This window comes from Streptomyces bikiniensis (assembly GCF_000716625.1).
In the GTDB taxonomy this organism is placed as follows: Bacteria; Actinomycetota; Actinomycetes; order Streptomycetales; family Streptomycetaceae; genus Streptomyces; species Streptomyces bikiniensis.
In genome coordinates, this window is the sequence record NZ_JNXJ01000052.1 from 1 (window position 1) to 13,047 (window position 13,047).

Consider the following 13,047-nt stretch of genomic DNA (forward strand, 5'->3'; position numbering starts at 1 on the left):
GGGCGAGCGTACGGGGGAGGGGTGGGCGCGGGGACGGCGGGGCCCCGAGGGGCCCGGTCCCCGCGGGGACCGGCCGGGTCAGCCGAGCTTCAGCTCCCACTGCGAGGCGTTGTAGTCGAAGCCGGGGTTCACCTCGACCGTCAGGTTCTTGGCGTCCTTGGGGACGTCGAAGGCGACGGTGAGGGTGGCCTTCTTGCCGGGCAGGACGGTGCCCTGGAAGCCCGCGCCGACCTTCTCGTCGAAGATCTGCTCGGCCGCGACGCCGTTCGTCCCGGCGCGCCCGGTCAGCGTGACGAGGGTGGCGTCGAACTTCTTCTTGCCGCCGTTCTCGACGACGACGGTGACCTGGTACGCCTTGTTGCCCTCGGTGTGTCCGGCCGCGAACTCGCTGGGCTTGTACGCCTTCGGGTCCGAGACCGTGACCTTGAGGTCGTCGTCGTAGACCGAGGTGTCGCCGTCCGCCAGGTTCTTGGCCGCCGGGTCCTTGGGCGCGGTCTCCTTGATGGCCTTGTCGATCTCGTCGACCGCGTCGCTGACGGCCGTGAACGTGATGACCGCGCCGACGACCGAGAGGACCAGGGCCGCGAGGCCGAGGAGCGCGCCGGTGAGCGCCATTCCCTTGTTGTCCGCCTCGCCGCGCTTCACGCGCCCCTTGCCGACGAGCCCGAGGACCAGGGCGATCAGGCCCAGGATGCCCGCCAGCCAGAAGAGGAGCGGCACGATGCCGGAGAGCGTGCCGATGATGCCGAGGATCAGGGCCGCGGTGCCGAGACCGTTGCGCATGGCCCGGTGCGGGGCGGCAGGCGGGACCTGGGTGCCGTATGACATGGGTGTGTCCTCCCGGACATTGAAGATGTCTGGTGCGATGGATCAATCACAACAGAGCTTGTGAACCGAGTCAACACGGTTCACAAAAAAGAGATCGGGTCACGCTGTGAAGTGGTGTCGCGCAGTCCCGTCGGTAGGATGGGTGACACACGAGAGTCGCCAGCGGGCCAGCCAGGGGAGACGGGTCAGATGCCGGAGAACGCAGCGGACGCCGGTGCGGCGGAGAAGAACGCGGACACCCCCGCCACGGAGACCGCCCCCGCCACGGAGACCACCGCCGCCGAGGCCGCCCCCGCCGAGGCCGCCCCCGCCGAGGTCACCGCCGCCGGGATCGCCCGGCTCGCCGGGGTCGGCCGGGCCGCCGTCAGCAACTGGCGCCGCCGTCACGCCGACTTCCCCAAACCCGTCGGCGGCACGGAGAGCAGCCCCTCCTTCGCCCTCGCCGAGGTCGAGGAATGGCTCCGCGCCCAGGGCAAACTGGCCGAGGTCCCGCTCAGGGAGCGCGTCTGGCAGCAGGTCGCGGGTCACCCGGCCGGCGCCGTCACCGCCCTCGTCCACGCCGGCTGCGCCCTCCTCCTCGTACGGGACCGGTCGGCGGCCTGGCCCTCGCTCGCCGCCCTCCCCGACGAGCGGCTGACGGAGGTGCTGCCGGTCGCCCTGGAGGAGACGCTGACCGAGCGCCTCGGCCCCGGGCGGGCCGTCCTCACCCCCACCTCGGGCGCGCTCGCCGTCTCCCTGCCGCTCCTGCGCGGGGCCGCCGAGCTCGCGGCCGACACCGGCGCGCGCCAGGCCTTCGAGTTCCTGCTCGGCCGCCACCTCGACGCCAACCCGCGCCAGTACACGCTCACCCCGCCCGGGCCCGCCGCCCTCATGGCGGCGCTCGCGGCCCCCGCGCCCGCCGGCGAGGGCGCCGCCCCGCTCACCGTCCTCGACCCGGCCTGCGGCACCGGCGGGCTGCTCGGCGCGGTCGAGCGCCCCGGCGCCGTCTGCGGCCAGGACGCCGACCCCGACCTCGCCGCCCTCACCGCCCTGCGCCTGGCCCTCGCGGCCGACGCCGACATCCGGGTCAGGTCCGGGGACAGCCTGCGCGCCGACGCCTTCCCGGCGCTCGCGGCCGACGCCGTCCTGTGCCACCCGCCGTTCAACGAGCGCAACTGGGGCCACGAGGAACTGGCCTACGACCCGCGCTGGGAGTACGGCTTCCCGGCCCGCACGGAGTCCGAACTGGCCTGGGTGCAGCACGCCCTGGCCCGCCTCCGCCCCGGCGGCACCGCCGTCCTCCTCATGCCGCCCGCCGCCGCCTCCCGCCGCTCCGGCCGCCGCATCCGCGCCGACCTGCTCCGCCGGGGCGCCCTGCGCGCGGTCGTCGCCCTCCCGGCCGGCGCCGCGCCCCCGTACGGCATCCCGCTCCACCTCTGGGTGCTGCGCAAGCCCGTCCCGGGCGGCCGGCCCCCCGCCGAACTCCTCCTCGTGGACACCGCGTCCGAGCACGCGGGCCCGGGCCGGGAGGGCCGCGACCGGCTCGACTGGCCGGCCGTCCACACCGCCGTACTGGACGCCTGGGCGCCCTTCGACCGGGACGGGACCCTCGCCGGGACGCCGGGCGCGAGCCGTTCCGTCCCCGTCATCGAACTCCTCGACGACGACGTCGACCTCGCCCCCGCCCGCCACCTGCCGCCCCCGGCCGCCGCCGGAGGCGCGGCCCAGCTCGCCGGGGTGCGCGAGCGCCTGACGGAGACCCTGCGCCGCACCCGCGAGCTGACCCCGCCCCCGGTCACCGACCCGCCCGCCGCCGGGGCCGGCCGGCCCACCACCACCGTCGGCGAACTGGCCCGCGCCGGGGCCCTGGTGCTGCGCGCGGGCGGCGCGGGCACCGCCCCCGCCGCCGCCCCCGTCGCCGTCCTCACCGACCACGACGTGTTCGCCGCCCAGCCGCCCTCCGGCACGCTGCCCGACGGCCCGCCCGAGGACCCGGTCCTGCTGGCCGCCGGGGACGTCGTCGTCCCGGTCCTCGGCGGCGGGGCGGCCGTCCGGGTCGTGGACGCCACCGCCGAGGGCGCCGCCCTCGGCCGCAACCTCCAGCTCCTGCGCCCCGACCCGGCGGCCCTCGACCCCTGGTTCCTGGCCGGTTTCCTGCGGGCCACCGCCAACACCCGGCAGGCCAGCAGCTACGCCTCCACCGCGACCCGCCTCGACGTCCGCCGCCTCCAGCTGCCGCGCCTGCCCCTGGCCGAACAGCGCCGCTTCGGCGAGCGGTTCCGCGCCCTCGCCGCCTTCGAGGAGTCCCTGCGGCAGGCCTCCCGCCTCGGGGACCAGCTGGTCCAGGGCCTGTACGACGGCCTGGCGGACGGCTCCGTGGCCCCCTGACGGCGCCTCCGCTCCTCATCTCTTCGACAACGGTTCCGGGTATCCCGGAACCGTTGTCCGTATGGGTGTATACGCTCGTCCTCGCACCCCATCCGTCCGAGCAGGAGCAGCAGGATGTACGGCCCCACGCAGGTCCCGCAGGTTCCGCGGCCGCCCGGGAGTTCCCTCTCCGGTGGCCGGATCGCGCTGCTCGTCCTCTTCTGTCTCCTCGCACTGCTCAGCTGCGGCTTCCTGTCCTGGGCCCCGCTGATCCGGCTCGCGTGCGTCACCCGCAGGGCGCGCGACTGGGTGGTGTGCGGCGTGCTGTTCGCGGTGTCGGCCGGACTGTTCTCGTACGCGGCGGCCACCGGCGACAAGGAGACCGGCACCGCCGAGTCCTTCATCGCGGTCGGCGTGATGGTGTCCCTGGTGGCGGGCTCGATCGCGTACTACCTGTTCGGAGAGATCCGCCACGCGGAGCGGCAGCGCACCGCGCGCGCGTACGGCCCGGTCGGGTACACGTACGGGAGCAGCGGCGGTGCCGCGACCGTCCCGGGCGCGGACGTGCGCCCGAACCCGTACATCGGCCCCGCCGCGCACACGCCCGCCCCGCACACGCCCGTCGGCCCGGCGCCCGCCGTGCCGGTCGTGCCCGGCCCCGCCACCCCCGTGCCCCAGCCGCCCGGCCCCCGCATCGACCAGGTCCGCGCCGAGCTGGACGAGCTGAGCGACCTGCTGCGCAACAGGGACGCGGGCGAGTCCCGGGACGGCGGCGGCGCCCGGTGAACGGACGGGTCGTCGGCGGGCGTTACGAGCTCGCCACCGTCGTCGGCCAGGGCGGCATGGGCCAGGTCTGGACGGCGTACGACGGACGCCTCGACCGCCGGGTCGCGGTGAAGCTGCTGCGGCCGGCCGGCATGAACGGACAGGCCTCCTCCGCCGACGAGCTGCGCCGCCGCTTCGTGCGCGAGTGCCGGGTCACCGCGCGCGTGACCCACCCCGGCCTGGTGACCGTGCACGACGCGGGCAGCGAGGGCGAGGACCTGTATCTCGTCATGCAGTACGTGGAGGGCGCGGACCTCGCCGACCACCTCGCCGAGCACGACCCGTACCCGTGGGAGTGGGCGGTCTCCGTGGCCGCGCAGCTCTGCGCGGTGCTCGCCGCCGTGCACGCGGTGCCGATCGTGCACCGCGACCTCAAGCCGCGGAACGTGATGATCCGCCCGGACGGGACGCTGACCGTCCTCGACCTCGGCGTGGCCTCCGTCCTGGACACCGACACCACCCGGCTCACGCACACCGGCTCGCCCATCGGCAGCCCGGCGTACATGGCGCCGGAGCAGGCCATGGGCGGCGCCGTCGGCCCGGCCACCGACCTGTACGCGCTCGGCGTCCTGCTCCACGAACTCCTCAGCGGGAACGTGCCGTTCTCCGGCTCGACCGCGCTCGGCGTGCTGCACCGGCACCTGTACGACCCGCCCACCCCGCTCCGGCAGCTGCGCCCCGAGGTCCCCGAGCCGCTGGAGGCGCTGGTCCTCCGGCTCCTCGCCAAGGACCCCCGGGACCGGCCGGACGGCGCGCACGAGGTGTACGAGCACCTGCTGCCGCTGCTGCCCGCGCGCGGCGCCCCGGCGGGCCCGATGGACCCGACCCGGCCGTTCCTGCGCCCGCACGCGCCCTGGCCGGACCGCGCGCAGGCCCCGGCGGGCCCGGTGCGCCCGGTCCCGGTCCCTCCCGTGCCCACGCCGCCCGTCCCGGTCCCGCCCGTACCCGCGCACGCCCCGACCCCGGTCCCGCAGGCCGACCCCCGGGTGTACGCGCAGCCGGGGCCGTTCGCGCGCCCGGACGTCGCCGCCGCCGTGGACGAGGTCAAGCGGCTGCTCGCGGAGGGCTCGCTGACCCAGGCCGTGGACGTCCTCGGCGGAATCCTGCCCGCGGCCGAGGCCGAGCACGGGGAGCGGTCGCCCGTCGTCCGCATCCTGCGCAAGCAGTACGCGTCGACGCTGATGGACGACGGCCAGTACCGGCGCGCCCTGCCGGAGCTGCGCCGCCTCGCGGCGGACCGCCAGGCGGAGGCGGGCCCGGCGGACCCCCAGACCCTCCAGTTCCGCTACGACGCGGCGCTGTGCCTGGAGCAGCTGGGGGAGACGGCGGCCGCGCTCGCGGAGTTCCGGTCGGTCCTGCCGTACTACGAGCGGGAGCCCGCCCGGGCCTTCGACATCCGGCAGCGGATCGGACTGCTGCTCCTGGCGGCGGGCGAGCACACGGCCGGCCGGGACCAGCTCCAGCGGCTGCTGTTCGACGCGGAGCGCACGTACGGCCCGTACCACCCGCTCCCGGCGGAGCTGCGCAGGGCGCTGGACCACCAGCGGATGATGGGCCCGCGCCCCTGACGGGGGCCTCCGGCAACGGAACGGCGTCCCTGACGGGACGACAGGATCACGACTCGGCAAATGATCGGCAAGTGGATCTTCGTGATCCTTTTTGCCGTTTTTGATACATGTAACGTTCGCGTCTGATCATGTCCATACCCGCAAGGAATCCTTCATGACGACGCCGCCCGCGCCCTTCCCTTCCGAGCAGCAGCCCGCCCCCGCGAAGAAGGGTTCCGGGATCCTCAAGAAGATCGGCGGTGTCGTCGTCGCGATCGCCGTCGCGATAGCCGTGAAGCTGGGCCTCCCGCACCTCACCGGCGACGCCCCGGTGCACGCCAAGGCCGGCGAGTGCGTCACGGTCACCGGTCCGGACAACGACCCGAAGGTCGACACCGTCGACTGCTCCTCCGGCAAGGCCGACCTCTTCAAGGTCGTCAAGGTCATCGACGACACCTTCGACGTGAACAAGTGCGGCGAGGAGCTGTCGGCGCTCGCGCAGCAGCTCGACTCGGACAAGTTCGTCCTCTGCATGGAAGAGGTCGCCGCGAAGTAGGCGCGCGTACTCCTCGAAAAGGGCCGGAACCCGTGACGGGTTCCGGCCCTTCTCGCGTTCCGCCCTCGTGCGAACGCGCGGGTAGCGTGGACCCGGTGGAGAACGAAGAGACCGCGACGAGCGGACCGACGAAGCCCGAGGTCGTCCTTCCGGAGGGCGACGCCCCCGCCGAGCTGACGACCCGGGACCTCGTCGTCGGGGACGGGGCCGAGGCGAAGCCGGGCGGGGTCGTACGCATCCATTACGTCGGCGTCACCTTCGCCACCGGGAAGGAGTTCGACTCCTCCTGGGAGCGCGACGAGCCCTTCAAGTTCGCCGTGGGCGGCGGCCGGGCCGTCAAGGGCCTGGACCGGGGGATCAGGGGGATGAGGGTCGGCGGCCGGCGCGAGATCGTCGTCCCCCCGCGCCTCGGCTACGGCAAGCAGTCGCCCTCACCGCTGATCCCGGCCCACTCGACCCTCGTCTTCGTGGTGGACCTGCTCTCCGCCACGACCTGAGCCTCAGCCCCCGGGCTTCACCCCGTCCACGAAGGACGCCCAGGCGCCGACCCCGAAGACGAGAACGGGCCCGTCCGGGACCTTGCTGTCGCGGACGGGGACGAGGGGGAGGTTGTCGGCGACCTCCAGGCACTCGCCGCCGTCCTCGTTGCTGTAGGAGCTCTTGCGCCACGTGACGGTGCTCAGGTCGACGGCTCGCACGATGCTTCCTCCAACGTCCGCATGATGAACTTTCTCGAATCGGCCGGGGAGAGGGCCAAGTCGCGGACGAAATCGTATCGAAGCTGGAGCCGGTTGACGGCGGCTGTTTCTTCAACGACCTGACCGGAGTGGGAGGTCTCCAACCAGGCCACCGTCCGGCCGTCCGTGGGCTTCAGGAACATCACGTGAGTGTTCCCGAGGGCGTACAACCCGGCGGAGTGGAGCACCACTTGAATGGTCACGTTCCGGCGTTCACCGATTGTGATGAGGTGCTCCAACTGCTCCTGCCATTCGGCCCGGACCGGTAGCCGTGTGCGGAGCACCGTCTCCGAGATGATCGCGCGGAACGAAGGAGCGTCCTCGCCCTCCAGCAGGGCGTGCCGCCCCCATCGGGCCTCGACCTGCCGGGTCAGTTCTTCACCTTCGAAGCTGCCCCACCCCAGCACGGTGTGCGCGTACGCCTTCGTCTGGAGCAGGCCGGGCAGCAGATAGGGCGCGTAGTGCCACAGGCTGATCGCCTCCGACTCAAGCGTCATGTACCGGCGGTACTGCTCCTTGAACTGGGTCGGGTCCGCCAGCGCCAGTTCCCACAGCGTCAGCAGCAACCCCGGCGTCCCGTAGTACTGGTCCAACGCCTTGACGACCTCCGGGCCGCCCAGCGTCTCCCCGTTCTCCATCTTCGAGAACAGGGACCAGTCCCAGCCCACGACATCGCCCAGTTTCCGCAGGGTCAGGCCCCGTTCGGCCCGCAGTGACCGCAGTTCCTCCGCGAACCGCTTCCTCGGCTCCTGGCTCCGGCCCGTGACCGCCCGTCTCGCCGGCATGGCGCGCCCTCCCCTTGTGGAAGATGTGGAACTACCCGCGCCACCTGCAGAAGTACCGCCCGACCGCGCTCTTCGTTCCCTCGGACCGGGACATCCTCTTCTCGTACCCGGAACACGCACCGTAGTCCACCCGTGGCGCTCCGCGCAGGTGGTGGAAGGGAAGAGGAGAGGGCGCATGGAGTCGCACGGACCGGAGCGCGGGGCGCTCGTGTACGACCAGGTGGCCTGTGTGGTGGGGGAGTTCCGGGGGAGGGCCGGGCCGTACGCGATGCTGCGGCCCGTGGGCGGTGGCCGGGAGTGGCAGGCGGACCCCGCCGACCTGCGCCCGGCCACTCCCGCCGAGCGGCTGAGCGCGGGCGTGCGGGCGGCCAACGACCGGACCCGCGCGGGCGCGGAGGCGACGGGCCCGGTACCGGACCTGAGCCGGCCGCCCCGTCCCGTACCGCACTGCGTGGCGTGTGCGCTGCTCGTACGGGAACGGCGGGAGGCGCGGGAGCGGTTCGACCGCAGCGCGGAGACGGACGCGAACGTCCTGATGCGCCGGCACCTGAGCCGGGACCATCCCTGACCGCAACCTTTCGCGCGCCCCGGGGGTCATGGGTGGGAAGCGTCACGAGGACCGTCAGGGAGCGACCGCCGCATGACCGAGGAAACCGCAGTCCGGGGCCGGAAGGCCTGGTCGTCCCCGCGTGCGAGGGCACTGGCGGCCGGGTGCCTCGTCCCGGCCGGAGCGGTGGGCTGGTGGGCCGATCGGGACGGCGGACTGCTCTGGGTGGCCCGGCTGTTCCACCACCCGCTGCTCTTCGGCGTGCTGGCGGCGGGACTGCTGACGGCGGCGCTGATCGGCGCGGTGCGCAACCTGGCCGTCCGCGTCCTGGCGGGGGTGGCCTTCGGGCTCGTCCTCCTCATGGCCTTCCCCTTCTTTTTCTTCGCGCTCTTCGAACTCCCCCGGGAGGCGTCGGACACGGCGGCCCCCGGCCGCGACGACCGCAGCCTCGTGATCGTGGAGGGATCCGCCATGATCGACCCGCTGTGGTGGGTCTACGTGGACGAGGGACGGGGGCCGTTGACGCGCCGCTGGCAGGTGGGCCACTTCAACGGCGACGCCGCCGAGAACGCCCTCGCCGAGGCCTCCTGGGAGGGCCCCGACCGCGTCCGTCTGGTCACGGGGTACGCCGAGGACGGCACCGAACGGGTCCACCTCATCGACCTCGACCCCGGGACGGGCCGCCCGTCGCGCACGGTGGAGAGGGGCTGACGCGCCCCTCTCCCGCCCCATCCGCCGTCCGGCCGCCCGGAACAGTCCGGCGCGCCGGTACCAGCACACACTTCTGTGAAGGACGTATGAGACACATGATCCGCCGTGCGGCCGTGCTCGGCGCGGCCACCGGCCTGCTCACCGGGGCGACCCTCCTCGCCCCGCACTCCGCGACCGCCACCGGCGAGCTGCGGCTGTCGGGGTATGACGCGGTGGTGGCGCCCGGGGCGATGCCGCGGTTCTATCCGATCGTCGAGTCCGGCACGACCATCTCGGGCAAGGTCGTCGTCGCCGTCGGCACGCAGCCGATGACCGATCCGGAGGGCGCGGGCGCGGGCTTCCCGGCGGGGTACCGTCCCGGCCTCGGTCAGTGCACGCAGCCCGCCGGCTACACCGGTGTCTTCGTCTGTGAGGGGGCTCCGTACCAAGCGCCCAACGTCCTCGTGCCTGCCACCGCCACGGACGCCACCCTCTACTGGGGCTTCGCCTACATACCGGCCGCCGGTGACCTCGACGCGGCGGTGAAGGCGGCCCGCAGCGCGGGCTCCCGCCCGGCCGACGGGCGGCACGGCACCGGCAAGGTCACCGTCAAGTCCCGTGCCCACGCGCTGTTGAACACGGTGGCCTTCGACCTCCCGGCCGTCCCGGACGGCGGCACGGTCCGCCAGCGGCTCCGCGTCCACGCCAACGACGCCGGGAGGCTGTTGTTCCGCATCGACCGTGCCGAAGGGCAGTTCATCGCCTCCGCGCCGCCCATCCGCGTCGACAAGGTCGCCACCGGGCCGGGCGCCGGCTGCGAGATCGGCCGGACGACGGTGCCGGACACCGCCGTCAACCACCTCGTCTGCTCCCTCGAAGCCGGGGATCACGTCATCGACTACGAACTCACCGCCGAGAAGGGCCAGTACGCGCAGAAGCTCCAGGCCTTCACCCGTTACGACATCTACGACCAGGGCGTCTGGGACGAGTCCGACGTCAAGCACACCAGCGCGCCGTTCGCCGTCCAGGGACGTACGGTCAGGCCCGGCCACAGCCTGCTGGGCCGCGACACCGCCGGCAGGCTCTGGACGCAGTCCGGCACCGGTGACGCCGCTCGGCCGTTCGACGAACGCTACGAGGTGGGCCCCGGCTGGCAGACGTACAAGACGCTCACCTCCCTCTCGCCCCTCCGGCAGCCCCTCCACTACCGCAGCGCCGTCAGGCCGTCGGCCGTCACCCGGGGAACGGGCGACCTCGTCGCCCGCGACGCGTCCGGAACCCTCTGGTACTACGACCGCCAGTTCGTCCACGACACGCCGTACGCGACCCGCGTCCGCGTCGGCCCCGGCTGGAACGCCTACGACCGGCTCGCCGGTGCGGGGGACCTCGACGGCGACGGGTTCGTGGACCTGGTGGCCCGCGACGGGTCCGGCGGCCTGTGGTTCTACGGGGGCACCGGCAGGCTCGCCGACGGCAACCGCTTCAAGGCACGCGTGCGCGTGGGCGGCGGCTGGCAGGCCTACGACCGGCTGGCAGGCGGCGCGGACCTGAGCGGCGACGGACGGGCGGACCTGCTGGCCCGCGACAAGGCCGGAATCCTGTGGCTGTACAAGGGGACCGGCAAGGCCGCCGCGCCCTACGCCACCCGCGTGCGCGTGGGCGGAGGCTGGCAGGCCTACGACCAGCTCGTCGTGGCCGGAGACCTCACCGACGACGGACGCGCGGACGCCGTCGCCCGCGACAGGGCGGGGGTCCTGTGGCTGTACAAGGGCACGGGCGCCGCCGCCGTTCCCTTCGCCACCCGCACCCGTGTCGGCGGGGGATGGAACACCTACAACCTGCTCTTCTGAGCGTGTTCTCGAGGCGGGCGCCTTCGTGCCGGACCGTGCGGCCGGCACGAAGGCGCGGGTGCCGCGCGGGCTCAGGCGCTCTTCGGGGCCCGCGGTTCGCGGCGCATCGCCCACAGGACCGGGCCGCCGCCCGGCAGGCTGAACTCGTCGCGCACGACGAAGCCGAAGTGCTCGTACACCGGCAGGTTGTCCGGCTTGGAGGACTCCAGGTGGACCGGCAGGCCCGCCGCGTCGGCCTTGGCGAGGCCCGAGCGGAGGAGGGCGGAGCCGTGGCCCCGCCCCCGGGCGGCGGGGTCGGCGCCTATGACGGCGAGGTACCAGTGGGGCTCGGTCGGGCCGTGCTCGGCGGCGGCCGTGACGGCGTCACGGAAGGCCCCGGCCCGGTCGCCCAGGATCTCCTGGAGCTCCCGGATCGTGTCCGCGTCCGGGACGGCCTTGTCCGCGCCCTCGGGTGACACCCAGAAGGCCGCCGCCGCGTCGGTGCGCTCGCACACGCCGTGGAGGCCGTACTGCCGGGTGAACAGGGTGGTGAAGTACCGGCCGAGGCCCGCCTCGCGGGTGGCGTCGTCGGGGAAGAACCAGCGCATCATCGGGTCGTCGCCGAAGGCGGAGGCCAGCGTGCGGCCGACCGCCGGGGCGTCGTCGATCCGGGCCGTCTTCGGTGCGTTCGTCATGGGCATACGGGTCATTCTGCACCCGTGTTGATCTTCGTCCGTCGCGGGGTGCCTCAGGCGCGGGCGGTCCGGCGGGCGGCGCGGATCAGACGGACCGCGGCCACGACCGGGAGGGCGACCGCCGTCACGAGGAGGACGAGCAGTTCCGCCGGTCCGATGCGGCCCGCCGCGCCGAGGAGGCCGCTCAGGGGGAGCGCGAGGGGGGCGAGCACCACGAGGGCGGTCGCGAGGACCTTGGTGCCCCGCTCCCAGGCGTCGGACGTCCACAGCAGGACCAGGCCCGCGATCAGGACGATCAGGCCGACGTAGGAGCCGAGGAGCACGGCGAGCCCGCTGACGCCGAGCAGGACGGCCGTGTGGGTCGTACGGCCCTTCGACACGCCCTCGGGGCGCTGCCCGGTGGGCGCCCCGGCCGTCTCCGGCTCCTCCGCGCGGGCGGCGGCGACGATCGCGGCGGGGCTGCCGAGGCGGTCGAGGGCGGCGCGGACGGTCTCCGGGTCCCGCTCCTCGCCCACGGCGACGTCGAGGTGTTCGCGCAGGTCCGCGAGGAGTTCCTCGCGGCGCTCGGCCGGCAGGGAGGACGCCTCCCGCCCGACCGCGGCCAGGTAGTCGGTCACGAGGGGGTGTGCGGTGCGGGTCATGCGGAACCTCCGGGGGACGCGGTCAGGAAGTGGTCGACGCCGTCGCGGAAGCGCGGCCAGTCCTCGGTGAACTCGGCGAGCGCGGCCCGGCCGGACGCGGTGAGCGTGTAGTAGCGGCGGGCGGGCCCGGAGGCCGACTCGCGCAGCTCGGTGTCGACGAGACCGTCACGGCGGAGCCGGGACAGCAGGGGGTAGATCGTGCCCTGGCTGGTGGTCATGACGCTGACGGCGGCCAGCTCGTCGAGGATCTCGACGCCGTAGCGGGGGCCGCCCCGGAGGAGCGCCAGGACGCAGTACTCCAGGACGCCCTTGCGCAGCTGTGCGGCGACCCTGCCGGCCGCCTCCGATCTTGCTTCGCCAGGAACCATGTTATGCAAGATACCTCCGGAGGGGGCGTCGATCAACGGACCGCGTGCGACGATCCCCCGGTGACCGAACAGACCGCCGTGCCCGGCACCGTACGGACCGGACGCCTCGACCTCGTCCCCCTCGCCGTCGCGCACGCCGGGGAGATGGCGGAGGTCCTGGCCGACCCCGCCCTGCACGCCTTCATCGGGGGCGCCCCGCTGTCCCCGTCCGAACTGCGGGCGCGGTACGAACGGTTGGCCGCCGGATCGCCGGACCCGTCCGTGGCCTGGCACAACTGGGTGGTACGGCTCCGTGCCGAGGAGCGGCTCACCGGCACCGTCCAGGCGACCGTCACCGACGGCGGCCGGACCGCCGAGGTCGCGTGGGTCGTCGGCACGGCCTGGCAGGGCCGGGGCATCGCGCGCGAAGCGGCCGGGGGCCTGGTCGCCCTGCTCGCGTCCCGGGGCGTACGGACCGTCGTCGCCCACGTCCACCCCGACCACGAGGCCTCCGCCGCCGTCGCCCGCGCGGCCGGCCTCGCGCCCACCGACCGCACGGAGGACGGCGAGGTGCGCTGGGAGCTGCGGGTGGCCTCGCCGGACGCGCTCCCGTACGGGCTTGGAGTCTGAACGACCGGGTACCCGGCGACGGAGATCGTCCGGGAGGGTCGTGT

General features: G+C 74.0%; 15 protein-coding genes. 9 read left to right on the forward strand and 6 right to left on the reverse strand.

Going from position 1 to position 13,047, the window contains the following annotated elements; all coding sequences use genetic code 11:
- Positions 1-78: 78 nt before the first annotated feature.
- Positions 79-828, reverse strand: a complete 750-nt coding sequence (locus OO47_RS29130; RefSeq protein WP_030216623.1) for a DUF4190 domain-containing protein — start codon at positions 826-828, stop codon at positions 79-81.
- Positions 829-1,017: 189 nt separating this feature from the next.
- Between OO47_RS29130 and OO47_RS29135 the strand changes: the two genes are divergently transcribed.
- The 5 genes from OO47_RS29135 to OO47_RS29155 all read left to right on the forward strand — a co-directional run bounded on the left by OO47_RS29135 (position 1,018) and on the right by OO47_RS29155 (position 6,599).
- Positions 1,018-3,195: an N-6 DNA methylase gene (locus OO47_RS29135; RefSeq protein WP_234323334.1), complete on the forward strand. Its 2,178-nt coding sequence runs from the start codon at positions 1,018-1,020 to the stop codon at positions 3,193-3,195.
- 114 nt (positions 3,196-3,309) lie between these two features.
- The gene (locus OO47_RS29140; RefSeq protein WP_030216617.1) at positions 3,310-3,960 is read left to right on the forward strand and encodes a hypothetical protein; all 651 of its coding nucleotides are present in this window, start codon (positions 3,310-3,312) and stop codon (positions 3,958-3,960) included.
- Positions 3,957-5,567 (forward strand): serine/threonine-protein kinase, encoded by a 1,611-nt coding sequence (locus OO47_RS29145; protein ID WP_030216615.1) that lies wholly within the window; start codon positions 3,957-3,959, stop codon positions 5,565-5,567. The genes OO47_RS29140 and OO47_RS29145 overlap by 4 nt, the downstream gene beginning before the upstream one ends.
- Before the next feature lie 154 nt (positions 5,568-5,721).
- Positions 5,722-6,102 carry an LppU/SCO3897 family protein gene (locus tag OO47_RS29150; RefSeq protein WP_030216577.1) on the forward strand — a complete coding sequence of 127 codons (381 nt, stop codon included), beginning with the start codon at positions 5,722-5,724 and terminating at the stop codon, positions 6,100-6,102.
- A gap of 95 nt (positions 6,103-6,197) precedes the next feature.
- Positions 6,198-6,599, forward strand: a complete 402-nt coding sequence (locus tag OO47_RS29155) for an FKBP-type peptidyl-prolyl cis-trans isomerase (protein ID WP_033210711.1) — start codon at positions 6,198-6,200, stop codon at positions 6,597-6,599.
- 3 nt (positions 6,600-6,602) lie between these two features.
- Here the strand turns inward: OO47_RS29155 and OO47_RS29160 are convergent, their stop codons facing one another.
- Positions 6,603-6,800 carry a DUF397 domain-containing protein gene (locus OO47_RS29160; RefSeq protein ID WP_030216040.1) on the reverse strand — a complete coding sequence of 66 codons (198 nt, stop codon included), beginning with the start codon at positions 6,798-6,800 and terminating at the stop codon, positions 6,603-6,605.
- Positions 6,782-7,624 carry a helix-turn-helix domain-containing protein gene (locus OO47_RS29165; RefSeq protein ID WP_030216037.1) on the reverse strand — a complete coding sequence of 281 codons (843 nt, stop codon included), beginning with the start codon at positions 7,622-7,624 and terminating at the stop codon, positions 6,782-6,784. Before OO47_RS29165 ends, OO47_RS29160 begins: the two co-directional genes overlap by 19 nt.
- Positions 7,625-7,799: 175 nt before the next feature.
- On the opposite strand from OO47_RS29165, the gene OO47_RS29170 reads away from it, so the two are divergent.
- The 3 genes from OO47_RS29170 (at position 7,800) to OO47_RS34225 (ending at position 10,711) form a co-directional block, all read left to right on the forward strand.
- Positions 7,800-8,192, forward strand: a complete 393-nt coding sequence (locus OO47_RS29170) for a hypothetical protein (RefSeq protein ID WP_030216035.1) — start codon at positions 7,800-7,802, stop codon at positions 8,190-8,192.
- Between the two features lie 72 nt (positions 8,193-8,264).
- Complete coding sequence (locus OO47_RS29175) at positions 8,265-8,882, forward strand: hypothetical protein (RefSeq protein ID WP_030216033.1); 618 nt, start codon at positions 8,265-8,267, stop codon at positions 8,880-8,882.
- 95 nt (positions 8,883-8,977) lie between these two features.
- Positions 8,978-10,711, forward strand: a complete 1,734-nt coding sequence (locus OO47_RS34225) for an FG-GAP repeat domain-containing protein (protein WP_051716133.1) — start codon at positions 8,978-8,980, stop codon at positions 10,709-10,711.
- Positions 10,712-10,782: 71 nt separating this feature from the next.
- On the opposite strand, the gene OO47_RS29185 is transcribed toward OO47_RS34225, so the two are convergent.
- Genes OO47_RS29185 through OO47_RS29195 form a run of 3 tightly spaced genes read right to left on the reverse strand, consistent with a single transcriptional unit; the run spans position 10,783 to position 12,394 of the window.
- The gene (locus OO47_RS29185; RefSeq protein ID WP_030216028.1) at positions 10,783-11,400 is read right to left on the reverse strand and encodes a GNAT family N-acetyltransferase; all 618 of its coding nucleotides are present in this window, start codon (positions 11,398-11,400) and stop codon (positions 10,783-10,785) included.
- A gap of 38 nt (positions 11,401-11,438) precedes the next feature.
- Positions 11,439-12,026, reverse strand: a complete 588-nt coding sequence (locus OO47_RS29190; protein WP_051716132.1) for an HAAS signaling domain-containing protein — start codon at positions 12,024-12,026, stop codon at positions 11,439-11,441.
- Positions 12,023-12,394, reverse strand: a complete 372-nt coding sequence (locus tag OO47_RS29195) for a PadR family transcriptional regulator (RefSeq protein WP_030216023.1) — start codon at positions 12,392-12,394, stop codon at positions 12,023-12,025. Before OO47_RS29195 ends, OO47_RS29190 begins: the two co-directional genes overlap by 4 nt.
- 60 nt (positions 12,395-12,454) lie before the next feature.
- Between OO47_RS29195 and OO47_RS29200 the strand changes: the two genes are divergently transcribed.
- Positions 12,455-13,003, forward strand: coding sequence for a GNAT family N-acetyltransferase (locus OO47_RS29200; RefSeq protein ID WP_051716131.1), 549 nt, complete (start codon positions 12,455-12,457; stop codon positions 13,001-13,003).
- Positions 13,004-13,047: the final 44 nt, after the last annotated feature.

Bases quoted from the DNA above. Each gene is read 5' to 3' on its own strand.
- OO47_RS29130 (WP_030216623.1), bottom strand. From the start codon at position 828: ATGTCATACGGCACCCAGGTCCCGCCTGCCGCCCCGCACCGGGCCATG.
- OO47_RS29135 (WP_234323334.1), top strand. From the start codon at position 1,018: ATGCCGGAGAACGCAGCGGACGCCGGTGCGGCGGAGAAGAACGCGGAC.
- OO47_RS29140 (WP_030216617.1), top strand. From the start codon at position 3,310: ATGTACGGCCCCACGCAGGTCCCGCAGGTTCCGCGGCCGCCCGGGAGT.
- OO47_RS29150 (WP_030216577.1), top strand. From the start codon at position 5,722: ATGACGACGCCGCCCGCGCCCTTCCCTTCCGAGCAGCAGCCCGCCCCC.
- OO47_RS29165 (WP_030216037.1), bottom strand. From the start codon at position 7,624: ATGCCGGCGAGACGGGCGGTCACGGGCCGGAGCCAGGAGCCGAGGAAG.
- OO47_RS29170 (WP_030216035.1), top strand. From the start codon at position 7,800: ATGGAGTCGCACGGACCGGAGCGCGGGGCGCTCGTGTACGACCAGGTG.
- OO47_RS29175 (WP_030216033.1), top strand. From the start codon at position 8,265: ATGACCGAGGAAACCGCAGTCCGGGGCCGGAAGGCCTGGTCGTCCCCG.
- OO47_RS34225 (WP_051716133.1), top strand. From the start codon at position 8,978: ATGATCCGCCGTGCGGCCGTGCTCGGCGCGGCCACCGGCCTGCTCACC.
- OO47_RS29185 (WP_030216028.1), bottom strand. From the start codon at position 11,400: ATGACCCGTATGCCCATGACGAACGCACCGAAGACGGCCCGGATCGAC.
- OO47_RS29190 (WP_051716132.1), bottom strand. From the start codon at position 12,026: ATGACCCGCACCGCACACCCCCTCGTGACCGACTACCTGGCCGCGGTC.
- OO47_RS29195 (WP_030216023.1), bottom strand. From the start codon at position 12,394: ATGGTTCCTGGCGAAGCAAGATCGGAGGCGGCCGGCAGGGTCGCCGCA.